The organism is Cereibacter changlensis JA139, assembly GCF_003034985.1.
In the GTDB taxonomy this organism is placed as follows: domain Bacteria; phylum Pseudomonadota; class Alphaproteobacteria; order Rhodobacterales; family Rhodobacteraceae; genus Cereibacter; species Cereibacter changlensis.
In genome coordinates this window covers 1-22703 of record NZ_PZKG01000065.1, presented here as the reverse complement: position 1 = coordinate 22703, position 22703 = coordinate 1, and the positions used below count along the sequence as shown (strand labels likewise).

Genomic DNA, 22703 nt, shown 5'->3' with positions numbered 1-22703 from the left:
GGCCGTTCGCGGCCCCGGGTCCGGCTGCGGGCCGGCTTCTTGTCCTCGCCACGCTCCGAACGGGCAGGCGCCTCGCCCGGATCGGCCAGCGCGAAGCCTTCCGGCAGCTCGCCCCGCGGGATCGGCTGCTTCACGAGGCTCTCGATGGCGGCGAGATACTTGTCGTCATGCGGCGTGGCGATGGTGAAGGCCTTGCCCTTCCGCCCGGCCCGGCCGGTGCGGCCGATCCGGTGCACGTAATCCTCGGGATGCGAGGGCACGTCGAAGTTGAACACATGGCTCACCGCCGGGATATCCAGCCCCCGCGCCGCCACGTCCGAGGCGACCAGCAGGTGCACCGACCCGTCGCGGAAGCCTTCGAGCGTGCGGGTGCGGACCGACTGGTCCAGATCGCCATGGATCGGCGAGGCGTTGAAGCCGTGCTGCTTCAGCGACTTCGCCACCACATCGACATCCATCTTGCGGTTGCAGAAGATGATCGCATTGGTGCAGGCCTCGCCCTCCTGCCGGATCAGCGCGCGCAGGACCGAGCGTTTGTCGGCGAAGCTGCGGTCCTTGCGGGCCGGGGTGATCGAGAACAGCTTCTGCTCGATGGTCTCCGAGGTGGTGGCCTGACGCGCAACCTCGATCTTCACCGCGCCGGTCAGGAAGGTGTTGGTGATCCGCTCGATCTCGGGCGCCATGGTGGCCGAGTAGAAGAAGGTCTGCCGGGTGAAGGGCGTCAGCGAGAAGATCCGCTCGATATCCGGGATGAAGCCCATGTCGAGCATCCGGTCGGCCTCGTCCACCACCATGATCTGGACGCCGGTCAGGAGGAGCTTGCCGCGCTCGAAATGGTCGAGCAGCCGGCCCGGCGTCGCGATCAGCACGTCGACGCCGCGGTCGATCAGCTTGTCCTGCTCGCCGAAGGAGACGCCGCCGATCAGCAGGGCCTTCGTCAGCTTGGTGTATTTCGCGTAGACGTCGAAGTTCTCCGCCACCTGCGCCGCCAGTTCGCGGGTCGGGGCGAGCACGAGGCTGCGCGGCATCCGGGCGCGGGCGCGGCCTTGGCCGAGCAGGGTGATCATCGGCAGCGTGAAGCTCGCGGTCTTCCCGGTGCCGGTCTGGGCGATGCCCAGCACGTCCTTGCCCTGCAAGGCATGCGGAATGGCCTGCGCCTGGATCGGCGTGGGGGTTTCGTAGCCGGCTTCCTGCACGGCCTTCAGCACGCGGGGGTCCAGCGCGAGGTCGGAAAATTTGGTCATGAGCGTCCTGTGAATGCGGTATCGGACCGCATGTAAATCAAAGGGGACGCTGATCATCCGGGCGTCCCGGCGTCTTTAGGCTGTGTCAAGCCTGCTGGCGCAGTAGCGCAAAATATCGCTCAGGTCAAGGTTGCTGGGCTTTCCCGGCGGATTGCAGACCCGCCGCGGCCGTTCCGGCGGCTTTCCGCGCCTTCAGCGCCTCTCGCATCATCGCCAACCGGCGGAAGACGGTGCCTTGATCGGCGTTCAGCCGCTCCAGCAGATGGCAGGCGAGGGGGCCGGCTACGGGCGTGCGCAGCGCCTCGTCCCAGATCGGGGCCAGCAGGTTCACGTCGAGCCCGCCCCCCGCCAGCGAGAAGCCGGTCATCCCCAGCGGCAGCGGCGCGGCGGCGCGGCGGTTCAGCCGGAACGGTTGCTGCGGGGCGTGGCCGGAATGCAACCGCTCGGCCTCGTAGAGCTTCATCAGCGAGAAGAGCACGTTCATCGAGGCGCCGAGCCTGCGCTGCGCCTCCGTCTCGCCATGGTCGGCGAAGGTGATGATCGAGGAGACCAGCCAGCGGGTATCGAGGCTCTTCAGCAGCGCTTCGCTCTGCTCGGCCCAGATCCGGCGGAAAAGCCGCGGGGCTTCGGGCGGGAAGCCCCGCTTGCGCAGATGGGCGATGCAGAGCGCGTTCAGCAGCGCCAGCTCGCTCTGCCCGGCCAGTTCGGCGCGCAGTTCCTGCAGCTTGCGGGACTGGCCCGAGGCGGAGCGGGAGGCCGGCTCGGCAGTGACCGGCTGGCGGGCGAGGGCGGCGAGGTCGGCGGCGAGCGGCAGGCTCTCGCCCGGGGCCTGGTCCAGCGGGGCGCGGCGCTGCTGCCAATGGGCGATCAGCGCCTCTGCCCCGCCGGGATAGGTGAGCCCCTCGCTCAGACCATCATCTCCTTGGTGGCGGTCAGCTTCACCTCGGGGTGGTCGCGCTGCACGCGGTCGATGTCCCATTGCAGGCGGGTGAGGAAGACGAGGTCGCCATCGCTGTCATGGGCGATATGGCCCTTGTTGATGTTCACGAATGCGTCCACCGCGGCCTTCGGTCCGGTCACCCAGCGGGCCGAGGAGAACTGCGAGCCCTCGAAGCGGACGGGCAGCGAGTATTCCAGCTCGATCCGGCTGGCCAGCACGTCGAACTGCAGCGCGCCGACGACGCCGACGATGTAGCCCGAGCCGATCATCGGCTTGAACACCTTGGCCGCGCCTTCCTCGGCGAATTGCATCAGCGCCTTTTCCAGATGCTTGGCCTTCATCGGATCGCCCGCGCGCACGCCCTGCAGCAGTTCCGGCGCGAAGGAGGGGATGCCGGTGAAGTGCAGATCCTCGCCCTCGGTCAGCGCGTCGCCGATGCGGAGCTGGCCATGGTTCGGGATGCCGATGATGTCGCCGGCCCAGGCGTCCTCGGTCAACTCACGGTCGGCTGCGAGGAACAGCACCGGGTTGGTGATCGCCATCGGCTTCTTCGAGCGGACATGGTTCAGCCGCATGCCGCGCAGGAAGTGGCCCGAGGCGAGGCGGACGAAGGCCACGCGGTCGCGGTGCTTGGGGTCCATGTTGGCCTGCACCTTGAAGACGAAGCCGGTGACGCGGTCCTCCTCGGGGGCGATGCCGCGCTCCTTGGCCTTCTGCACCTGCGGCTCGGGGCCGAATTCGCCCATGCCTGACATCAGCTCTTTCACCCCGAAGGAGTTGATGGCCGAGCCGAACCAGATCGGCGTCATGTGGCCTTCGAGGAAGGACTGGCGGTTGAAGGCGGGCAGCAGCACGCGGACCATCTCCAGATCCTCCAGCAGCTTGGCCAGAAGGTCGGCGGGGATGTGCTCGGCCAGCTTGGGGTCGTTCAGCCCGTTGATCTGGATCGATTCCGCCACCCGGTTGCGGTCGGCGCGATCCATCAGCTCCAGCCGGTCGTGCAGGATGTCGTAGCAGCCGAGAAAATCGCGGCCCATCCCGATCGGCCAGCTGGCCGGGGCCACGTCTATGGCGAGGTTCTGCTGGATCTCGTCGATGATCTCGAAGGTGTCGCGGCTCTCGCGGTCCATCTTGTTGCAGAAGGTTAGGATCGGCAGGTCGCGCAGGCGGCAGACCTCGAAGAGCTTGCGGGTCTGGCTTTCCACGCCCTTGGCCCCATCGATCACCATGATCGCGGCGTCCACCGCCGTCAGGGTGCGGTAGGTGTCTTCCGAGAAGTCGGAGTGGCCGGGGGTGTCGACCAGGTTGAAGCGGTACTGCGCGAAGTCGAAGCTCATCGCCGAGGCGGAGACCGAGATGCCGCGGTCCTTCTCCAGCTGCATGAAGTCCGAGCGGGTCCGCCGCGCCTCGCCCTTGGCGCGCACCTGGCCGGCCATCTGGATCGCGCCGCCGAACAGCAGGAACTTCTCGGTCAGCGTGGTCTTGCCGGCGTCGGGATGCGAGATGATCGCAAAGGTCCGGCGTCGGGCGATTTCGGGCGGCAGGGCGGGGCGGTTTGTCTGGTCCAGCATGGCGGGGATATAGCGGCTGGGCGGGGCCTTGGAAAGCGGGCTGTTCACCGCGCCGCGGTGGAGGCGCGCCGGCGGAAGAGCGCGGCCGGTCCCAGCCGGTCGAGCAGCTGCCGGTTCGCCTCGGTGCCGAAATGCTGCGGCTGGGCGAGGCCGGGGAAACTGGCCCGCAGCCCCTGCGAAAGGCCTTGGGGCAGGCGGGCCACGGTGGCTTCGGTCACCCTCAGGCTCTCGGCGGGGATGCCCTCGGCATAGATGATCTCGTGCCGGTCGAAGACGAGGCTGAAATAGCCGACCATGCCGCCCTCGCGAAGATAGACGGTGCTCCCGTCCACCAGATGCCGGGCCTGCACCAGCAGCTCGGCCGTCGGCATGTCGGGGCGGCGGCCGGGGCGGTAGAGGAAGATCCGGTGGTGCTGGCTGACGATCAGGTCGCCGGAATTGCCCAGCGTGCCGCGCGGGATCACCACCGGGGCCAGGGCGCCGAGCGCGCGTTGCGTGGCATGGCCGATCCAGCGGATCGGCTGTGGGCCGTGGTCGCGGGTCAGCACCCGGTCGCCGGCGCGCAGGGTCTCGATCGGGCGCTGGCTGCCGCAGGCGAGGGTGATCATCGTGCCATGCACGAAGGAGACGCAGAGCAGGTCGCTCAGCGCGGCGGCGGGCGGCGCGGCGTCGACCTGCACCAGCGTGTAGTCGATGCGCGGGCCCAAGGGCGACAGCGGCGCGGCGAAGAGCCCGCCCGCCGGCCCGTCGAGGCGCAGCAGCAAGAGGTCGAGCGGCTGGCCCTCCGGCGTCATCAGCGTGTAGCGCGCGGCGAGGCGGACGGCGGCCCCGGGCGCGCCCAGCGGCGAGCCCGGGGCGACGCTCAGCGCGGCTTCGGGCCGGGGGCGAGCAGCAGCCGACGGCTGCGGGCGGCGCGGGCCAGCTCGTAGATGTCGCCGGGGCAGACGAGGTCCGGCTCCTCCAGCCCGTCGCCGAGATTGGCCCCGCTGCTGACGAAGATGTCGTCGGCGGCGAAGACCTCGCAGGCGGGGCCGGGATGCGGTGTGGTGGTCATGATGCCGGCATGGCGTTAACCATTTGTTAACGATTCCAGAGGGATAGCGGGTCAGCGCCCGCGCATGACAGGGTTAGCAACCCGTGAAAGCCGCTGTCAACGCGACATCTCTTGGACGCCTGCGACATCTGCGCGGCGGGACTGTCGTGCATCTGCCTTAAGATGAGTGGATCGCCCCTGAACTCGCCCAAAGGGCATGCAGGCTTCCCGCTGGGCCGGTCGGCTGCTATCGCTTGGGGGGAGGAAACGAGGAAAGGCATATCGGATGGATCTGGGGATTCGCGGCAAGAAGGCGCTGGTTTGCGCGGCGTCGAAGGGGCTGGGTCTCGGCTGTGCGGCGGCGCTGGCCGAAGCGGGCGTCGATCTGGTGATGAACGCGCGCGGCGCCGAGGCGCTGGAAGCGGCGGCGGCGGATCTGCGGGCGCGGTTCGGGGTGAGCATCACCACGGTGGCCGCCGACATCACCTCCGAGGCGGGCCGGGCCGAGGTGCTGGCCGCGGCGGGGCCGGTGGACATCCTCGTGACCAATGCGGGCGGGCCGCCTCCGGGCGTGTGGTCGGACTGGACGCGCGACGATTTCATCAAGGCGCTGGACGCCAACATGCTGACGCCGATCGCGCTGATGACGGCGCTGCTGCCGGGCATGATCGACCGCGGCTGGGGCCGCGTGGTCAACATCACCTCGCAATCGGTGAAGGCGCCGATCCCGCAGCTCGGGCTGTCGAACGCGGCCCGCACCGGGCTCACCGGCTATGTTGCGGGCACCGCGCGGCAGGTGGCGCAGCATGGCGTCAACATCAACAACCTGCTGCCGGGCATCCACGACACGGCTCGCGCCGAGGCGCTGGACAGCGGCGTGAGCAAGTCGCAGGGCGTCAGCATGGAAGAGGCGCGCAAGCAGCGTCAGGCGACGATCCCGACGCGCCACTATGGCGCGCAGGGCGATTTCGGCGCGGCCTGCGCCTTCCTCTGCTCGCAGCAGGCGAAGTTCATCGTCGGGCAGAACCTGCTCGTCGATGGCGGGGCGACCAACGCCACGATCTGAGCAATGCGACGCCGGACCGCGGTGCGGTCCGGCAAGCCCCGGCGGGAGGGGCCGTGGGGAGGGTTGAATCCGACGCCAAATCCCGGCACAAGCGGCGAAACCCGAGAGATTTGATCGGATAGCCTTGCCCGTGACCCAGAGCTCCGCCCCCGCCGCCCGGCTCGAGGTCCGGCACCTGACCCGCGCCTTCGGCGGCAAGCCGGTGGTGGCCGACCTGTCGCTGACCATCGCCGCGGGGCAGGTGACCTGCCTGCTCGGCCCCTCGGGCTGCGGCAAGTCCACCACGCTGAGGATGATCGCCGGGGTCGAGCGGCCCGACGCCGGTCGGATCGAGATCGACGGGCGGCTGGTCTCGGGGGAGGGCAGCTTCCTGCCGCCCGAGGCGCGCTCGGTCGGGTTGATGTTCCAGGACTTCGCGTTGTTTCCGCATCTGACGGTGGCGCAGAACGTGGCCTTCGGCCTGCGCGACGGGCGCGAGGCCAAGGCGCGGCGGGTCGACGAGTTGCTGGAGCGGGTGAACCTGCGCGGCTATGGCGCCAAGCACCCGCACGAGCTGTCGGGCGGCGAGCAGCAGCGGGTGGCGCTGGCCCGCGCCTTGGCGCCGCGCCCGCGGGTGATGCTGATGGACGAACCCTTCTCGGGCCTCGACAACCGGCTGCGCGACGGCATCCGCGACACCACGCTGGAAGTGCTGAAGGAGGAGGGCACGGCGGTCCTTCTGGTGACGCATGAGCCGGACGAGGCGCTGCGGATGGGCGACGAGATCGCGCTGATGCGCGACGGGCGGATCGTGCAGCGCGGCTCGCCCTACAACGTCTACAACGCGCCGGTGGACCGGGCGGCGGCGGCCTTCTTTTCCGACGTGAACGTGATCCGCGGCCAGTCGCGCGGTGCCCTGACCGAGACGCCCTTCGGCGCCTTCCTCACCCCCGGCCATGCCGATGGCGCCCCGGTGGAGATCGTGATCCGCCCGCAGCATCTGAAGATCGACTTCGACCGCGGCGGCCGCGGCCCGCTGCCGACGCCCACCGATGGCACGGCGGCGCGGGGCACGGTGGTCCGGGCGCGCTTCCTCGGGCGCGAGAGCCTGGTGGAATTCGCCATGGATTTCGACGGCTCGCGGCTCACCGCCTCGGTGCCGGGGGTGTTCATGCCCAAGGCAGGCACGCCGCTCTGGCTGATGATCCGCCGCGACCGCTGCTTCGTCTTCCCGGCGCAGCGCTGAGCGGTTCCCCGCGTTCACGCAGAAATTCCGTCGCATTGGTGGAATGGGGCTTTGATCTGGGCCTCCGACCCAATAAATGAGGTCAGTGAACAGTCTGAGGCCGTTCCGCGGCCCGAAGGAGAGACACATGCTCAACAATATCGGTTTGCCCGGCCTTCTTCTGATCGCAGTCGTCGTGCTGGTGATGTTCGGCCGCGGCAAGGTCAGCTCGCTGATGGGCGAAGTCGGCAAGGGGATCTCGGCCTTCAAGAAGGGCGTGAAGGAAGAAACCGCCGAGCTGGAGAAGCCCGCGACGACCCCCGACCTGCGCAGCGACGCCCGCACCGACGTGCGCGACGTGACGCCGGTGGAACGGGACAAGGTCTGACCTTGCCGCGCGGTGCGGAGGTGACTCATGTTTGATATCGGCTGGTCCGAACTCATGGTGATCGGGGTTGTGGCGCTGATCGTGATCGGGCCGAAAGACCTGCCCGAGATGTTCCGCACGCTGGGCCGCTTCACCGCCAAGGCCCGCAGCATGGCGCGCGAGTTCCAGCGGGCGATGGAATCGGCCGCCGACGAGACCGGGCTGAAGGACGTGGCCAAGGACGTGAAGACCGCGACCTCGGCCAAGAGCATGGGGCTGGACGCGGTGAAGGACGCCGCCAGCAAGTTCGAGGCCTGGGATCCGATGAAGTCGCGCCCCTCGCTGCCCAAGGGCCCGGCGACACAGGCGCTGGCCGATGCCCAGGCCGCCAAGGCGGGCGCAGCCTCGGCCGCCGCCAATGCCCCCGCCAATGCCGGAGTGGCGCCGCAGCCCGCCGCCGCTCCGGAACCGGCGCCCGCGTCCGAACCGGCACCCGCGACGGCCGCCGCTCCCGCGCAGCCGACCGAACCGCCGAAGGGTGACGCATGAGCGCCGACGACATCGACAGCAGCAGCGCCCCGCTCATCGAGCATCTGGCGGAACTGCGCAACCGGATCATCTATTCGCTGGGCGCCTTCCTCGTCGGGATGTGCATCGCCTTCACGGTCTGGACGCCGATCTTCAACTTCCTGACCGAGCCGATGTGCGACGCGCTCGCCGCCCGCGACCAGGCCTGCTCGCTGATCCTGATCAAGCTGCAGGAGGGTTTCTTCGTCGCCATCCGCATCTCGGTGATGGGCGGGCTGATGCTGTCCTTCCCGATGATCGCCTATCAGATGTGGCGGTTCGTGGCGCCCGGGCTCTACAAGAACGAGAAGAACGCCTTCCTGCCCTTCCTCGTCGCCTCGCCGCTGATGTTCCTGCTGGGCGCGGCCTTCTCCTTCTACATCGTGCTGCCGATCGCCTTCAATTTCTTCCTCGGCTTCCAGATGACCAACGCCGCCAACCCGACCGCCATCGAGGGCGTGGTGACGGCGGCGCCGGGGACGGCGGGCATCCTGTTCCAGGGCTCGATGGAGCAGTATCTGGCGCTGACCACCAATTTCATCCTGGCCTTCGGCCTCTGCTTCCAGCTGCCGGTGCTGCTGACGCTGATGGGCAAGGCCGGGCTGATCTCGGCCGCGAGCCTGGTCGGCATGCGCAAATACGCCATCGTGCTGATCCTGATCCTCTCCGCCGTGGTGACGCCGCCCGACATGATGTCGCAAGCCATCCTGTTCGGCGCGATCTACCCGCTCTACGAGATCTCCATCCTGCTGATCCGCCGCATCGAGAAGAAGCGCGAGGCCAAGCTGCGCGCCGAGGGGCTGTGGTTCGAGGATGACGAGGAAGAGGCTGACGACAAGGCATGACCGACACGCTCCTGCGCATCGCCGAGGCTCTGGAACGCCTGAGCCCGGCCCCCGCCGCCGCGCCCGATTTCTCTGGCGCCGAGGCCTTCGCCTGGCACACCGCGCCCGACCGGCTGGAGCCGGTGGCGCGGGTCTCGCGCGTTGATCTGGCGCTGCTGATCGGGCTGAACCGGGCGCGGGACATCCTCCTGGAGAACACCGAGCATTTCGCCCGCGGCCTGCCGGCCAACAACGCGCTGCTCTGGGGCGCGCGGGGCATGGGCAAGTCGAGCCTCGTCAAGGCGGTGCATGCCGCCGTGGTGGCCAAGGGCCTGCCCCTGAAGATCGTCGAGCTGAGCCGCGAGGACCTGCCCTCGGTGCAGCGGCTGCTGAAACACCTGCGGGCCTCGGAGGCGCGGTTCATCCTGTTCTGCGACGACCTGTCGTTCAGCCATGACGACCAGCATTACAAGTCGCTGAAGGCGATCCTCGACGGCGGGATCGAGGGGCGGCCGGACAACGTGATCCTCTACGCCACCTCGAACCGCCGCCACCTTATGCCGCGCGACATGATCGAGAACGAACGCTCCACCGCGATCAGCCCCTCGGAAGCGGTGGAGGAGAAGGTCTCGCTTTCCGATCGTTTCGGCCTCTGGCTCGGCTTCCACCCCTGTTCGCAGGACGAGTATCTCGAGATGATCCGCGGCTACTGTGCCGCGCATGGCGTCGAGGTCGCCGAGGACGTGCTGCGGGCCGAGGCCATCGAATGGCAGGCGACGCGCGGCTCCCGCTCCGGCCGCGTCGCCTGGCAGTTCTTCACCGACCTCGCCGCCCGCCACGGCGTCCGGATCTGAGGCGCAACGCCTCTCCCCCCATTTTCTGTCGGAAAATATCCTCGGGGGTCCGGGGGCAGACAGCCCCCGGGGCCGGCCCCAAGCGGGCCTATTGCAAGTAAGGCATCGGATCCACCGACTCGAACCCCTTGCGCACCTCGAAATGCAGGAAGGCCGGGTCGGCGCGACGCACCACGGCAATCGGCTGACCGCGTTTCACCGAGGCCCCCTTCTGCACCTTGATCGCGTCGATATTGGCATAGACCGTCAGCAGGTTGTCGGCATGGCGGATCACCAGGATCGGCACCTGGTTGGTGTCGGCGGTGATCGCGGCCACCGTGCCGTCGGCGGCCGCGCTGACGCTGGTGCCCGCCGCCGCCGCGATGTCGATGCCGTCGTTCTTCTTCTTCACATAGCCGCGGATGATCGAGCCCTGCACCGGGAAGCCCAGCCGCGAGGCCGAGGCCGCGGTGCGCTGGCTGCCGAGGTTGGGCGAGTTCGGCGTGCCGGGGGTGGGGGCGTTCGCCGCCACCGGCCGCTCGTCGGGCAGGGGCTTGGCCGCCGAGGGCGGGGCGGGGGTGGGCGAGCCGCTGCCGGGAGCGGTGGTGACGGCCACCGGCGAGGGCGCGCGCTGTCCGGGAACCGCGGTCGGGATGATGAGGAACTGGCCCTCGCGCACCGCGAGATCCGGGCCGAGCCCGTTCCAGTCGGCCAGGGCCTTGGCCGAGACATTGTAGCTGCGGGCGATGGAATAGGCGGTCTCGCCGCGCGCCACCCGGTGCCGGGCGGGTTCCGCGCCGGTCGGCGCTGCAGGAGTCGCCGCCGCCGGGCTGGCGCTGCCGGCGCGGTCCAGCGCCGTGGTGGCGATGGCGCTCACGTCGATGCCGCCGGGCGAGACCGTGCCGGCGCCGCCATAGACCGGCGTCGGGGCCGCGGCGATGCGGGTCGGCAGCGCCAGCACCTCGCCCTGCCGCAGCGGGTCGGTCGGCTTCAGCGCGTTGTAGCTGGCGATCTCGTTCACGTTCACCCCGACCCGGGCGGCCAAGGTGGTCACCGTGTCGCCGCGTTGCGCCACCGCGACCTGGTAGCCGGGGTAGGACAGCACGCCGCGGGCGTCGGCCTGGGGCCGCTGGGCGGTGGCCTGGCGCGCGGCGTCGGCGGTGTTCACCGCGCCGACGCGGCTGCGCAGATCCCAGTCCAGATCCGAGGTGTTGGTGCTGCAGGCCGCCAGCAGCGCAAGCGCCGTGGTCAGGCCGAGGGCGCGCATCAGCGGGGGGCGGTTGGTCATGGCTCTGCCTCTCGTCATGCCCGGGTTGGTCCCGGGGCGTGTCTAGTCGGTTCCAAGCCCTTCGATCAGTGGCACGAAGCGCACCGGGCGCAGCTCTTCATAGTCGAACCCCTGTTCGAGCCGGGTCACCTTGATCAGGTTCTGCACGGCGTCCGTCTGCCCGACAGGAACCACCATGATACCCCCGATCTTCAACTGGGCCAATAGGGGGCCGGGCGGATCTTCTGCCGCGGCTGTCACCAGGATGCGATCGAAGGGCGCCTGATCCGGCAGTCCGAAGCTGCCGTCAGCGGCGAAGGCGGTGATGTTGGTCAGGTGCAGCTGGCGAAAGATCTCCGAGGCCTCGCGCACCAGCCGCCGGTGCCGGTCGACGGTATAGACCCGGCGGGCGAGCTGGCTCAGCACGGCGGCCTGATAGCCCGAGCCGGTACCCACCTCCAGCACCTTGTCGCGCGGGCTGACCGCCAGCGCCTGGCTCATCAGCCCGACCACCGAGGGCTGGCTGATGGTCTGGCCGCAGGCGATGGGCAGCGGCATGTCCTCGTAGGCGCGCTCGGCGAACAGGCCCTTGACGAAGGCGCCGCGGTCGATCCGCTCCATCGCGGTCAGCACCCGGCCATCCGTCACCCCGCGCGAGCGCAGCGTGTAGAGAAAGCGCATCTGGCGCTCGGCCGGGGTGTCGTCGCCGGGCGCGTCCTCCGTCATCCCAGACGCGCCTCGAGCTCGGCCAGCCGGTCATGGGCGGTCAGGTCGGCGCGCATCGGCGTGATCGAGATGTAGCCTTCGAGGTTCACCGCGGCGTCGGTGCCGGGCAGGGTGGGCGAGTGCTGCGCCCCGCCCTTGATCCAGAGGAACTTGCGCCCCGAGGGCGAGATATGCGGCTCCACCCCGAAGGAGGTGTCGCGGCGGAAGCCCTGCGCCGCCACGCGATGCCCTTTCACCGCGGCGGCGGGGACGGGGGGGAAGTTGACGTTGTAGAACAGCCGGTAATCCTCGCCGTCCCAGAGCCCGCGTTCCAGCAGCGCCCGGATCACCGCCGGGCCATGGGTGCGGGCCGCCTCGAACGGATCGGCAAGGCCTTCCGTCTCGCGGCCGAGGAACTGCGACAGGGCGATGGCGGGCAGGCCCTGCAGCGCCGCCTCCATCGCGCCGCCGATGGTGCCGGAATAGAGCACGTTCTCGGCCGAATTGTTGCCCCGGTTCACGCCCGAGAGCACGAGATCGGGCTTGGCCCCCTGCAGCACATCGTAGAGCGCGGCCAGCACGCAATCAGCGGGGCTGCCCTCGGCGGCGTAGCGGCGCTCGCCCAGCTTGGCGATCATCATCGGGTGGGTGTAGCTGATGCAATGCGCGACGCCCGACTGCTCGAAGGCGGGGGCGACAGTCCAGACCTCGCCCTCCGGACCGGCGAGGTCGATGGCGATCTCGGTCAGCGCCTCGAGCCCCGGTGCGTTGATGCCGTCGTCATTGGTGATGAGAATGCGCATGAAGCCGCCTGTGTTGGGTCACCCCTGATTAGACGAGGGCGGGCCGAGGGTAAAGCGCGCGCCGGCCCTTCAGGGAGGGATGAGGCTTCCCTGCCGGTCCGAAGGCGGTGTCCCGGGAGGGGCCGGACACGCGGGGGGAGAGCGGTTCGCGCCGGCTTCCACTGGCCGGCCGGACGCCGGGCGCCTGGGCCTGTTCGGGAGGCGGATGCAGCTGCGGCATCCGGTCTGGCGGAGGCTCCGAATCACCCCGCGTTCCCCCTCCTCCAGAGGTAAACGCGCCGTTAAGGTTGCGCATCTTCCGGTTGTGAGGCCCCGAGGGGCGTTGCCGGCGAAGTGAAGAAAGGCCGTTCTCGCCGCAGCTGCAGCCCTCGGGGGCGGGACGCCTCAATTCCGTCACAATTCCGGGGGGTTGCGGCCAGCCAGCCCGCGATTTCGGCCCGCGATGGGCGGTTTGCCGCCGTAACGACTGCACCTTTCGGGCATCCTGCATCGGAACTACAGTGGTGTACGGTCGTTTCCACGGCACTGTCTTGCCAGAATCGCTTTAACCATTCGACACTGATTCTCGTATTCCACCCATTGGCCTCGCGGCCGCAGCAACGCAGGTGCAGCATTTCTGCTTATTTTTCCGCCTAAATTTTGAGCTTAACTCGCCTTATTGGCGAATTCTGTAATGATCCCGGTGCGCATTCGCAGGTTCTCGCCTGCCGCTCCGAATGATGCGGGAATTCGTCATCAATACGGGTTAACTTCGCCAAGTGATGAGCGGCAACGCTTGAACGAAAAGGTGTTTCATGAAATTCAACCCCCAATCCTCTTTGACCCCGGATCAGTACGGTCCGGACCATATTTTTGCAGCCTCACTCCCCTCGGTGAACGACCCGCTGACCCGTCCGGTCGGCGGCGTCGCCAAGCGCGCGCTCGACATTTTGGTCGCGGTGGCCGCGCTGATCGCTCTCTCCCCGCTGATGCTCGGCGTTGCGCTGATCATCGCGGCCTCCAGCAACGGGCCGATCTTCTACGGCCACCAGCGCATCGGCTTCGGCGGGCGGACCTTCCGCTGCTGGAAATTCCGCTCGATGGTGGTCGACGGTGACAGCGTGCTGGAACGCCACCTGCGCGGCAATCCCGAAGCGCAGCGCGAATGGGCCAATGACCGCAAGCTGCGCAACGATCCGCGGGTGACCCCGATCGGCGCGGTGATCCGCATGCTGTCGATCGACGAGCTGCCGCAGCTGTTCAACATCCTGATGGGCGAGATGAGCGTCGTCGGGCCGCGCCCGGTCGTCGCCGCCGAGCTGCGCCGCTACAACGCCTCCGCCGGCCACTACCTGCGCACCCGTCCGGGCCTGACCGGCATGTGGCAGGTCAGCGGCCGCAGCGATCTCAGCTACGACCGCCGCGTGCAGCTCGACCGCTATTACGTGATGCGCTGGAACATCCTGGCGGATCTGTCGATCATCCTGCGCACCATCCCCGCCGTGCTGAAGTCGCGCGGTTCGTGCTGAGGCTTGGCCCTGGCACCACTTGCGACAGGACAGCGGAACAGACGAGGGAATGACATGACAGGGACAAGGCTCCCCATCCTCGCGGCGTTGATGCTCGGCCTCGTGCCGGGCATTGTCGCTGCCGAGACCTACAAGATCTCCACCAGCGACGTGCTGCGGCTGCGGGTGCTGGAGTGGCAGCCGATCGACGGCACCATGCGCGAATGGGAAGCGCTGGCGGGGGAATACGAGGTCGGGCCCGACGGGTCGATCTCGGTGCCGTTCCTCGGCCCGGTGATGGCGGTCGGCAAGGCCCCGGTCGAGGTCGGGGCCGAGATCTCCGACGGGTTGAAGCAGCGCCTCGCGCTGCCGGACCTGCCGGACGCCACGGTCGAGATCGCGAAATACCAGCCGGTGATCGTGTCAGGCCATGTGAAGACTCCCGGCGAGATCGTCTACCGCCCCGGCCTGACGGCGCGTCAGGCCATCGCCATAGCGGGCGGCCCCAGCGACGAGATCCGCCGCACCCCGGCTACCGTGCGCGACCTCATCTCGGGGCAGGGGGCGCTGCGGATCAACCTCGACCAGCTGGAGGCGCTACGGGTGCGCAAGGCGCGGCTGGAGGCCGAGCGCGACGGGCGCGACGACTTCACCCCGGTGCCGATGCTCGAAGACACACCGCGCAGTCAGGCGTTGGTGCAGGAGGAGGTCGCCTTCATGGCGCTGCGCCGCGACCAGCTCGCCCGCGGCCTCGCCGCGATCCAGAGCCAGAAGGAGCTACTGGAGGCCGAGATCGAGTCACTGAACGCCAAGGGCAAGGCGCTGGAGACCCAGATCGAGCTCGGCCAGCGCGAGGTGGAGAATGCCACCAACCTGTCCGAGCGCGGCCTCGTCGCCAATGCCCGGCTGTTCGAGTCGCAGCGCACCCTGTCGGCGATCGAATCTTCGCTGCTCGATGTCTCGACGGCGGTGCTGCGCGCGCGTCAGGGCGTGGCCGATGCCGAACGCGACCGCATCGCGCTGATCGACACCCGGTCTTCCGAGGTGGCCCTGCAGCTGCAGGAGGTCGAGGCCGCGGTGCTGGAGGCCGAGCGACGGGTCGACACCGAGCGCAGCCTCGCCATCAGCCTGATGACCCAGGCGCAGGGGACCGATCTGCCCGTCGATGGCGCTTCGCTGGCGGCGCAAGTGAACGTGTCGATCCTGCGCAATCAGGACGGCGAGACGCAGGAGATCCCGGATGCGATGGACATGGCGCTGAAACCCGGCGACCTGATCGAGATGACCTTGCGGCCGCCGTCGACCAACTGACCCGGCGCGCCACAGCAAAAGCCCCGCTCCGGCGGGGCTTTTGCTTGTCTGGGCTCAGGCGGGCCTAGGCCCGGAGCCATCCTCCGTCCATTCGGTCTCGACGGGGGCGGGGAGAGGCCGCGCCGGGTCTGGCCGCGGGGGCAGGCGGGCGGCGGCCTCCTGCGCCTTGAAGGCCCAGCGGGCGCGCATGCCGAAGACCAGCGCGCACAGCACGACCACCGTGCCGAGGTCGAACTGGGTGAGGCCCACCACCTCGACCATGCTGAGCATCAGCACCCGCAGCATGAGGATGGCGAGGAACACCGTCTCGGCCCGCGGGTCGCGCAGCGCCCAGAACACCGTCAGCCCGGTGGCGCCGAACAGCACGGCGGCCTGCAGCGCCACGCCGATGATGCCGATCTCCACCGCGTTGGAGATATAGGTGTTGTGGAAGTTGAAGCCGCTTTTGTTCGCGATGCCGAACTCGGCCCACATGTCCTCGGCAACCTGGTTGCCCTCGACCCAGACAGCCTGGTAGCCCTGTCCAAACAGCGGATTGCGGGCGATCTCGTCGAAGGCGCGCTGCCAGAGATCTGTGCGACCGGTGAGCGTGGCGTCCTTGCCGGTGGTCTCGAGCAGCAGCGAGAAGATCACGTCCTGCAGGGTGAAGAGCAGCACTGCCACGGCCAGCGCCGCGATCAGCCCCAGCCCGACCGCGATGACGCGCTGAATCGGCGTCATCCAGCGCGCACCCATCAGCAGGAGGCCGAACATCAGCGCCATGGCGGTGGTCAGCAGCGCCCCGCTGGATTGCGCCAGCACCAGCAGCATGCCGCCGAGCGCGAGGCCGAAGCCCGCCGCCAGCCGCCAGAGCCAGCCCTGCAGCCGGTCCAGCACCATGGCGAAGCTCACCAGCACGAAGAGCGACATCACCGCGGCGAAGGCGTTCTTCGAGCCGAAGATGCCGAGCCAGCCCATGCCGTCGGCGCGGATCTGGCCGAAAAGCAGGCTCAGTACCGCGACGATGGCATGGGCGAGGAAGATCATCCGCAGGAAGCCCCGGGGCGACATCCGGTTCGCCATGGAGATGGCGATGCCGAAGGTGATGATCAGCTGGATCACCGCCCGAAGCGAGATCGAGGGGTAGGTCGACCAGAGCACGGTGAGGAGGCACCAGAACGGGATGGTCAGCACCATCCAGTATTGCCAGACCTCGCTCAGCATGGTCTGCGGCCGCCGCAGCACCAGCGCGAGGCCGGAGACGAGGAAGCCGAGCGCCGCCAGCGCGCCGACCCATTGCACCAGCAGCAGCGAGATCACCGCCATGAAGGCGAGCACGCTGCTGGGGCAGATCTGGATCAGCACCAGGTCGCGGTTGCGGAGGGTCTGCAGCGGCAGGACGGTCATCCGGCAGCCCCCGCTCAGTCGGCCGCGGTGCAGAGCACGGAGTCGGGAAACTGGCAGGGCTCGCCCGCCTTGGTGAAGGCGACCCAGTCGACCTCAAGCGCCACCGGCTCGGCCGGGGGCATGAAGGGGCCCATCCATTCGGTCAGCCGGTCGGTGCTCCAATGGCTGAAGAAGATCTTCTGCGGCGTCACCGGCAGGTTCTCGGTCGCCTCGTGCATCAGCTTGCCGTCGATGTACCAGCGCAGCCGGTCCGGCTCCCAGGTGAAGGAATAGATGTGGAAGTCCTGGTCCGACGGCGTCGGCAGCGCCACCTTGCGGCCGTTCTGCGGCTTGCCCGAGACATAGGTGTTCACGTCTACCGAAGAGGTGTTGCGGGTCAGGATCTCGAAGTCGATCTCGTCATGCGGTTTCTTGTGCACCGGGCCGATGTAGGTGAAGAAGGCCGCATTGAAGCCGGACTGCCGGTGATCGGTCTTCATCCGGGCCTCGTAGGTGCCGTGACTGAAGACGGCGTTGGTCTGGATCTCCGAGCAGAGGTTGGCGTTCTGCCCCTCGGGATCGGGAATGTAGGTCAGCCGCAGCACGCCGTCGGTCAGGCCGAGGGCGCGGCGGGCCCAGGTGCAGTTCTGGTGCTCGCCATTGGTCCAGCCGTCCGAGACGAACCAGCGGCTCTGGCTGAGCCGGTCGAAGGGGTCGAAGAAACTGCCGGACTCGGCGGCGGCGAGAGGGGTGGACAGAAGCAGGGCGAGGGCTGCGCCGGAAAGCGGCGCGCGCGGGTTGAGGATCATCCCGGGGTCTTCTCCATCAATCTGGTTTGGTCGAATGCAATAGGAACTCCGCCGAGCCTAGCCCAACCCCGGCGCCATTGCACGTGCTGCCTGCACCGGCGTCCGGGTCTTTGCCCAAGGATGCCGCAAAGTTGAGCAGGCTTCGGCTCATCCGCTCGCCAAGGCAGATCGTCCGTCACATCCGGCGGCGCATGTGCTAGGCGGGGCCAAACGACGGAGGACCGATGCGGATTTCAGTGCTGATGGCGAATTACCGGGGCGCCGCGACCCTGCCCGAGGCGATGGCCTCGGTGCTCAGGCAGAGCCATGCCGATCTGGAGCTGATCGTGGTCGACGACGCCTCGGGCGACGACAGTGCGGCGATCGTGCGGCAGGCGATGGCCGCCGACCCTCGGGTTCGGCTGATCGAGCAGCCGACCAACGCCGGCCCCTCCGCCGCGCGCAACCGGGCGGTGGAGGCGGCAACCGGCGACTGGCTGGCGATCATGGATTCCGACGACATCCTGCACCCGGCGCGGCTGGAGCGGATGCTGGCGGCAGCCGAGGCGCTGAAGGCCGATGCGGTGGCCGACGACATGCTGTTCTTCGGCGAGACGGTGGACGCCAGCGGCCGCACCCTGCTGGGCCCGCTGGCGCTGACCGCGCCGATGCCGGTCGACGCCGCGCTCTTCGTCGAGGCCAACAGCGGGCGGGCCGACCTGCCGCCGCTGGGCTATCTGAAGCCGCTGGTGCGGCGCTCGGCCTGGGGGGCGCTGCGCTATGATCCGGCGGTGCGGATCGGCGAGGATTACGACGTCTACCTGCGGCTGCTGCTGCAAGGCGCGCGGCTCTTCCTGCTGCCCGAGGCGCTTTACCTCTACCGTCGCCATTCCGGTTCGATCTCGCACCGGCTGTCGGTCGCGGCGCTGGAGCCGCTGATCGCGGCGCATGACCGTTCGGCCGCCGGCCTTGCCGATCCGGCGCTGGTTGCGGCCATGGCGCGGCGGCGGGCGGGGCTGGAGAAGCTGCTGGCCTTCGAGCGGCTGGTGGCGGCGATGAAGGCGCGGCAGGCCGGGGCCTCGCTCGGCGCGCTGGCGGCGCGGCCGGGGCTGGCGCTGGAGCTGGCGCGCTCGGTGCGGGAACGGCTGCAGCGGCGGGCGGCGGTCTCGGTCGAACGGACGCCGAAGGCGCTGGTGCTGGGCGGGGGCGGGATGGATGTCCCGCCGGTGCTGCCGCCCGAACAGCCGGTGGCGGCGCCGCCAGCCTTGCTGCTGGCGCAGCTCTCGGACCTCGCCGCTCGGCACGATCTGGCGATCGAGGCGCGGGGCGAGGCGGCGTTGCACCTTCTGTGGATGGTCCCGCGCTTCGCCTCGGTCCGCGTCACCGGGGCCGAAGGCCCGCTGCCGCCGGGCGGAACGCGCGGCTGATCACTCCGTCAGCAGCAACCGGTCGCCCTTCGGCGCGGCGGGGGCGGGGCGCAGCGCCGCCAGCTTGTCCCGCGCCACGCCGAGGGCGATCGGCAGGAAGCGCGACGGCGGCGACAGCGCATAGGCCAAGGCGCCGCCGAGACCCGAGGCGCGCTTGGCGTCGAGGAATTCGCGCAGCTGCCGCTTGCGGATCACCTGCCGCAGATGCGCGTCGATGGCGTCGCGCAGCTCGGGCGAGAGCCCCGGCGTCGCCGCATGCCGCCGGCAAGCGGCCTCCAGCGCCACCAGATCGCCGGTGCGGTGCCGCCCGCTGAGCGAGCCGCCGCGCTCCACCGCGACATAGCCGACCTGCCGCGTCAGCCCGAAGCGCGCGCCGCGCAGCAGCATCCGCACATAGAGGTCGTAATCTTCGCCCAGCCACATGGTCTCGTCGTAGCGCAGCCCGTGCCTGTCGAGAAACCCGCGCGAAAGGATCGGTTTGAGAAAACCGAGCTCGCCGCGCCGCACCTTGCCCGAGATGTTGGCCCGCACGAAGCTGGCGGCGTCGATCGGCCGGAAGCCTTCCGGGAAGGCGGGCAGGTCGGCGGGGCTGATCGTCGCCGCCCGCTCGGGCGAGACGAAGACCATGTTGTCGGCGGCGAGGTCGAGCCCGGCCCCGGCGAGGGCGGCGAAGCGGCCCGGCAGCAGGAAGTCGTCGGCGTCGAGGATAGCGATCAGCGGGGCGCTGCTCTCGGCGATGGCGCGGTTGCGCGCCACCGAGGGCCCGCCGTTCTGCGCCAGCCGCAACAGCTTCAGCCGCCCGCTGCCGTCATCCGCCGCGGTGGCGGCGGCGCCGGTCGCATCGGTGGAGGCATCGTCGACCACCAGCACCTCGGCCACCTCCGGCTGCTGCAGCGCCGAGGCGACGGCGCGGCCGATGGTTTCGGCGGCGTTGCGCGCGGCGATGATGACGCAGATCGGGGTCGGGATCATGGGCGGCTTCCTTCTGCGGTCGTGGCCTGCCGCGACAGGGCGAGGCCGAGGCTGCGGCGATAGGCTTCGGACCGCGCCGCGCGCGCGGTCTCGCGGGCATAGCGCAGCGGCGCCCGGCCGCAGAGCGCCCAGAGCACCGAGCGGCGGCGCGGCCAGTCTATCCCGGCATCCCAGGGCGTGACCAGCATCCGCCGCAGCTTGTCGGCGGGAAGCGGCAAGGGATTGCCGCCAATGGCGAAAGACCGGGCGGAAAGCCCTGCGAAGACCGCGTCCAGCGCATGGCTGGCGAAGCCCAGCGTCTCGGTCAGCCCCTGTTCGGCGGCGAGGCGGGGCAGGGCCTTCGCCTCGTCGGGCGAGAGCAGGGCCAGCGAGGCGCGCAGGTCCATGAGATAGCCGGCGCAGGGCTCGCGCCCGAACAGCGCCTTCACCACGCTGATCGCCGCCAAAAGGCAGCGGTCGCTGGCCGAGAGCACCGGGATGACCTTGCCCTCGAAATCCATCGGCACGGCGTTGTCGAGGAAGGCCCCGATCCGGCGCGGGTCGGGCGAGCCCGGCTGCTGCACCCGGTGATGCAGGTCGACCACCGGGCCCAAAGCCTCGCGGGCGAAATGCAGCTCGCCCAGCGAGCGCCACCACCAGCCCGCCAGCCTGCCGCCCTGCGCCCGAAAGCCCGCGGCCTCCAGCAGCCCGCGGACCCGCGGGCCGTCGGCCTCGGCCACCAGCAGGTCGACATCGCCCACCGGCTTGGCATTGGCGTCGCCATAGAGCGCCAGCTGCTGCAGCGGGCCCTTGAACTGGACATGGGCGATGCCCGCCGCGGCCAGCAGGCCCGCCACCTCGGCGCCCGCCTTCAGGCTGCGGCGGTTCATCGTCATGGTCTTCAACCGCATCGCGTCGAGCCAGCCGCGCAGCGGGGCGCAGCCTTCCGGCAGCGCCTGCGGGTCGCGCGGCAGGAACAGCGCGACCTTGTTCAGCCGGGCGATCTCGAACAGCAGCTGCGGATCGGCGGCGGGGGGCGGCGGTGGCGGAGTATCGCCGAGCCGGCGGGCGAGGTGGTGCAGCAGCACCGCCGTCTCGGCGCTGACGTCGCGGCCGGAAACCAGGGCGAACTGGCCGGGATCAAACGGCAAGGCGAAGGCTCCCCGGAAGGACGGCGGAGCCGGACGCGCGGCGGCCAAGTGATTCGCGGCAGAGAGTCGCCGCAATCCAGCGCTGAGAAAAAAATGCAAATGCAACCTTAAAGTGAACGCCAAGAAGAGAAATCATGCGAAAACGCCTAAATTTTGAGCGGATTTTGAAGGGGCTGGTAACATTATTTTGTGATCACCGGGAGTTTGTGGCCGATTTGTGGCGAAACTGCGGTCCTGCCGGCGATTTGGTCTCATTTCGAGAGGTTCAGTCCTTCCGGTCAAGTTGACTTGCCGGAGAGGGCCGGACAAGCGTGAAGGGTGGCCATAGCCGCAATGAACTTATGACAAGGACTGATTACCGTGCAAAACACTTCCGCAACCCTTTCCTACGAAGCGCCGAAACTGAACGTTCACGGCTCGCTCGAAGACATGACCCAGGGCAGCTCGGTCGGCAACAGCCTCGACGCCGCCTTCCCGGTCGGCACCCCGCGCGGCGACTTGACCTTCTCCTGATTTCCAGGATTCAAGGTAAGGCGGGGTCCGTATTTTCGGACCCGCGCTAGAATTTCGTCGAGGCAGTCCCCGGATTGCCTCGATGCCAAATTTTAGAATTGCAGGGTTGAAATGAAGGATTTTCGGATCGACGCGATTTCCATCGCGCCCGGCTGCGTCGAATGCGCCTTCGGAGACGGCATCGCCATCTTCGACACGGAAACCAACGCATACTTCAGCATGAACGCCGTCGGCCAGTATGTCTGGTCGCTGCTGGCCGAGCCGGCCTCCATCGACAGCCTCGTCGAGCAGGTCGCTGCCCGCTACGGCATCCCGGTCGAACGCAGCCGGGCCGATGTGCAGCAGCTGATCGACGAACTGGCCCGTCACCGCCTGGTCGTGGTCCAATGAGCCGGGCCGGATCATGCGGGGTCTGAGCCGGCTGCGGCGTCTCTCGCTGCGCCAGCTTTGCGTCCTGGCCCTTGCCTGGATCACCGTGGCGCGGGTGCGCGTGGCGCTGTGGCGCCAGCAGGCCGATGCGGTGCGCACCGGGATCGCCCTGCTCGACGCGGCGCAGCCGGCGCCTCTCGGGGATCTGCGCGAGGTGGTCTGGTCGGTCCGGGCCGCGGCGCGGCTGATGCCGGGCGCGACCTGCCTGACCCAGGCCCTTTCGGGCCAGTATCTGCTGGCGCGGCGCGGCTATGTCTCGACGGTGCGGCTGTCGCTGCCGCGCGCCGAGCGGTCGAAGCTGAAGCCGCATGCCTGGCTGATGGCGGGCGAGACCATCGCCCTTGGCGGCAGCTCCGCCACCTATGCCGCGCACCGGCCCTTCCTCGATTACCTGCCGGGCGACCGCCGCTCCGGCCTGATCCACCGTGCCCCGGAGGTGCTGCAATGAGCGGTTTCGTCGCCTATGCCGCGCTCGCCGGCGATCCTTCCGTCGCCGTGCCGCGCGCCCGCACCATGCTGCAGGCGCTGCGCCACCGCGGCCCGCAGGGGATGACCCTGCACGAAGCCCCCGGTCTGGCGCTGGGCCATGCCTGGCTCGACCTCGGTGATACGGCCGGGCCGTGGCAGCTCAGGCCCGACGGCCCGGTGCTGACAGGCGAGATCCGGCTCGACGCGCCGGACGATCTGGCGCGCCAGCTCGACCTGCCCCTGGCCGGGGATGCGGCGCTGCTCTTGGCCGCCTATGACCGCTGGGGCATCGACGCGCTGCGGCGGATCGACGGCGATTTCGCCTTCGCCCTCTGGGACGGCGCGAAACAGCGGATGTTCTGCGCCCGCGACCGCTTCGGGGTGAAACC

At 69.1% G+C, this 22703-nt stretch carries 25 protein-coding genes; 13 read left to right on the top strand and 12 right to left on the bottom strand.

What is annotated here, in order from left to right; translation table 11 throughout:
• The 5 genes from C5F48_RS13985 to C5F48_RS26060 form a co-directional block, all read right to left on the bottom strand.
• A partial coding sequence (locus tag C5F48_RS13985) for a DEAD/DEAH box helicase (RefSeq protein ID WP_107664519.1) occupies positions 1-1244 on the bottom strand: 1244 nt, incomplete at its 3' end.
• 124 nt (positions 1245-1368) lie between these two features.
• Positions 1369-2223, bottom strand: coding sequence for a hypothetical protein (locus C5F48_RS13980; protein WP_245941429.1), 855 nt, complete (start codon positions 2221-2223; stop codon positions 1369-1371).
• On the bottom strand, positions 2151-3755 hold the full coding sequence (locus C5F48_RS13975; RefSeq protein WP_107664520.1) for a peptide chain release factor 3: 1605 nt from the start codon (positions 3753-3755) through the stop codon (positions 2151-2153). The genes C5F48_RS13980 and C5F48_RS13975 overlap by 73 nt, the downstream gene beginning before the upstream one ends.
• A 44-nt stretch (positions 3756-3799) precedes the next feature.
• Positions 3800-4549, bottom strand: a complete 750-nt coding sequence (locus C5F48_RS13970; RefSeq protein ID WP_258186509.1) for a Hint domain-containing protein — start codon at positions 4547-4549, stop codon at positions 3800-3802.
• A 68-nt stretch (positions 4550-4617) separates the two neighbouring features.
• Entirely contained in the window at positions 4618-4809 is a 192-nt protein-coding gene (locus C5F48_RS26060; RefSeq protein WP_258186508.1) for a hypothetical protein, read from the bottom strand.
• A gap of 265 nt (positions 4810-5074) precedes the next feature.
• Here C5F48_RS26060 and C5F48_RS13965 point away from each other — a divergent pair, with 265 nt between their 5' ends.
• The 6 genes from C5F48_RS13965 to C5F48_RS13940 all read left to right on the top strand — a co-directional run bounded on the left by C5F48_RS13965 (position 5075) and on the right by C5F48_RS13940 (position 9670).
• Entirely contained in the window at positions 5075-5854 is a 780-nt protein-coding gene (locus C5F48_RS13965) for an SDR family oxidoreductase (protein WP_107664518.1), read from the top strand.
• A 130-nt stretch (positions 5855-5984) separates the two neighbouring features.
• Entirely contained in the window at positions 5985-7079 is a 1095-nt protein-coding gene (locus tag C5F48_RS13960) for an ABC transporter ATP-binding protein (RefSeq protein ID WP_107664517.1), read from the top strand.
• A 127-nt stretch (positions 7080-7206) separates the two neighbouring features.
• On the top strand, positions 7207-7446 hold the full coding sequence (locus C5F48_RS13955; RefSeq protein ID WP_107664516.1) for a twin-arginine translocase TatA/TatE family subunit: 240 nt from the start codon (positions 7207-7209) through the stop codon (positions 7444-7446).
• Between the two features lie 27 nt (positions 7447-7473).
• On the top strand, positions 7474-7974 hold the full coding sequence (gene tatB, locus C5F48_RS13950; RefSeq protein ID WP_107664515.1) for a Sec-independent protein translocase protein TatB: 501 nt from the start codon (positions 7474-7476) through the stop codon (positions 7972-7974).
• On the top strand, positions 7971-8837 hold the full coding sequence (tatC, locus tag C5F48_RS13945) for a twin-arginine translocase subunit TatC (RefSeq protein WP_107664514.1): 867 nt from the start codon (positions 7971-7973) through the stop codon (positions 8835-8837). The genes tatB and tatC overlap by 4 nt, the downstream gene beginning before the upstream one ends.
• Positions 8834-9670 (top strand): ATP-binding protein, encoded by an 837-nt coding sequence (locus tag C5F48_RS13940; RefSeq protein WP_107664513.1) that lies wholly within the window; start codon positions 8834-8836, stop codon positions 9668-9670. Before tatC ends, C5F48_RS13940 begins: the two co-directional genes overlap by 4 nt.
• 88 nt (positions 9671-9758) lie before the next feature.
• Here C5F48_RS13940 and C5F48_RS13935 read toward each other — a convergent pair whose 3' ends face one another.
• The 3 genes from C5F48_RS13935 to surE are packed head-to-tail and all read right to left on the bottom strand — an operon-like array spanning position 9759 to position 12424.
• Entirely contained in the window at positions 9759-10937 is a 1179-nt protein-coding gene (locus C5F48_RS13935) for a peptidoglycan DD-metalloendopeptidase family protein (protein ID WP_107664512.1), read from the bottom strand.
• 42 nt (positions 10938-10979) lie between these two features.
• Positions 10980-11642 (bottom strand): protein-L-isoaspartate(D-aspartate) O-methyltransferase, encoded by a 663-nt coding sequence (locus C5F48_RS13930; protein ID WP_107664511.1) that lies wholly within the window; start codon positions 11640-11642, stop codon positions 10980-10982.
• Entirely contained in the window at positions 11639-12424 is a 786-nt protein-coding gene (gene surE / locus C5F48_RS13925) for a 5'/3'-nucleotidase SurE (protein ID WP_107664510.1), read from the bottom strand. The genes C5F48_RS13930 and surE overlap by 4 nt, the downstream gene beginning before the upstream one ends.
• 794 nt (positions 12425-13218) lie before the next feature.
• On the opposite strand from surE, the gene C5F48_RS13920 reads away from it, so the two are divergent.
• On the top strand, positions 13219-13932 hold the full coding sequence (locus tag C5F48_RS13920; protein WP_107664509.1) for a sugar transferase: 714 nt from the start codon (positions 13219-13221) through the stop codon (positions 13930-13932).
• 54 nt (positions 13933-13986) lie between these two features.
• Complete coding sequence (locus C5F48_RS13915; protein WP_107664508.1) at positions 13987-15222, top strand: polysaccharide biosynthesis/export family protein; 1236 nt, start codon at positions 13987-13989, stop codon at positions 15220-15222.
• Positions 15223-15276: 54 nt separating this feature from the next.
• On the opposite strand, the gene C5F48_RS13910 is transcribed toward C5F48_RS13915, so the two are convergent.
• Together C5F48_RS13910 and C5F48_RS13905 are read right to left on the bottom strand one after the other, a co-directional pair.
• The gene (locus C5F48_RS13910; RefSeq protein WP_107664507.1) at positions 15277-16608 is read right to left on the bottom strand and encodes an O-antigen ligase family protein; all 1332 of its coding nucleotides are present in this window, start codon (positions 16606-16608) and stop codon (positions 15277-15279) included.
• Between the two features lie 14 nt (positions 16609-16622).
• Positions 16623-17396, bottom strand: coding sequence for a family 16 glycosylhydrolase (locus C5F48_RS13905; protein ID WP_107664506.1), 774 nt, complete (start codon positions 17394-17396; stop codon positions 16623-16625).
• A 224-nt stretch (positions 17397-17620) separates the two neighbouring features.
• On the opposite strand from C5F48_RS13905, the gene C5F48_RS13900 reads away from it, so the two are divergent.
• Positions 17621-18802, top strand: coding sequence for a glycosyltransferase family 2 protein (locus C5F48_RS13900; protein ID WP_107664505.1), 1182 nt, complete (start codon positions 17621-17623; stop codon positions 18800-18802).
• On the opposite strand, the gene C5F48_RS13895 is transcribed toward C5F48_RS13900, so the two are convergent.
• On the bottom strand, positions 18803-19774 hold the full coding sequence (locus C5F48_RS13895; protein WP_107664504.1) for a glycosyltransferase family 2 protein: 972 nt from the start codon (positions 19772-19774) through the stop codon (positions 18803-18805). It lies immediately after the preceding gene.
• The gene (locus C5F48_RS13890) at positions 19771-20904 is read right to left on the bottom strand and encodes a nucleotidyltransferase family protein (protein WP_170139647.1); all 1134 of its coding nucleotides are present in this window, start codon (positions 20902-20904) and stop codon (positions 19771-19773) included. Before C5F48_RS13890 ends, C5F48_RS13895 begins: the two co-directional genes overlap by 4 nt.
• A 360-nt stretch (positions 20905-21264) precedes the next feature.
• On the opposite strand from C5F48_RS13890, the gene C5F48_RS13885 reads away from it, so the two are divergent.
• The 4 genes from C5F48_RS13885 to C5F48_RS13870 all read left to right on the top strand — a co-directional run.
• Positions 21265-21417, top strand: coding sequence for a lasso RiPP family leader peptide-containing protein (locus tag C5F48_RS13885; RefSeq protein WP_107664502.1), 153 nt, complete (start codon positions 21265-21267; stop codon positions 21415-21417).
• 111 nt (positions 21418-21528) lie between these two features.
• On the top strand, positions 21529-21807 hold the full coding sequence (locus C5F48_RS13880) for a PqqD family protein (RefSeq protein WP_107664501.1): 279 nt from the start codon (positions 21529-21531) through the stop codon (positions 21805-21807).
• A gap of 13 nt (positions 21808-21820) precedes the next feature.
• The gene (locus C5F48_RS13875; protein ID WP_107664500.1) at positions 21821-22294 is read left to right on the top strand and encodes a lasso peptide biosynthesis B2 protein; all 474 of its coding nucleotides are present in this window, start codon (positions 21821-21823) and stop codon (positions 22292-22294) included.
• Positions 22291-22703, top strand: a 413-nt coding sequence (locus C5F48_RS13870; protein ID WP_502525975.1) for a class II glutamine amidotransferase domain-containing protein, incomplete at its 3' end; no start/stop codon positions are given. The genes C5F48_RS13875 and C5F48_RS13870, both read left to right, overlap by 4 nt.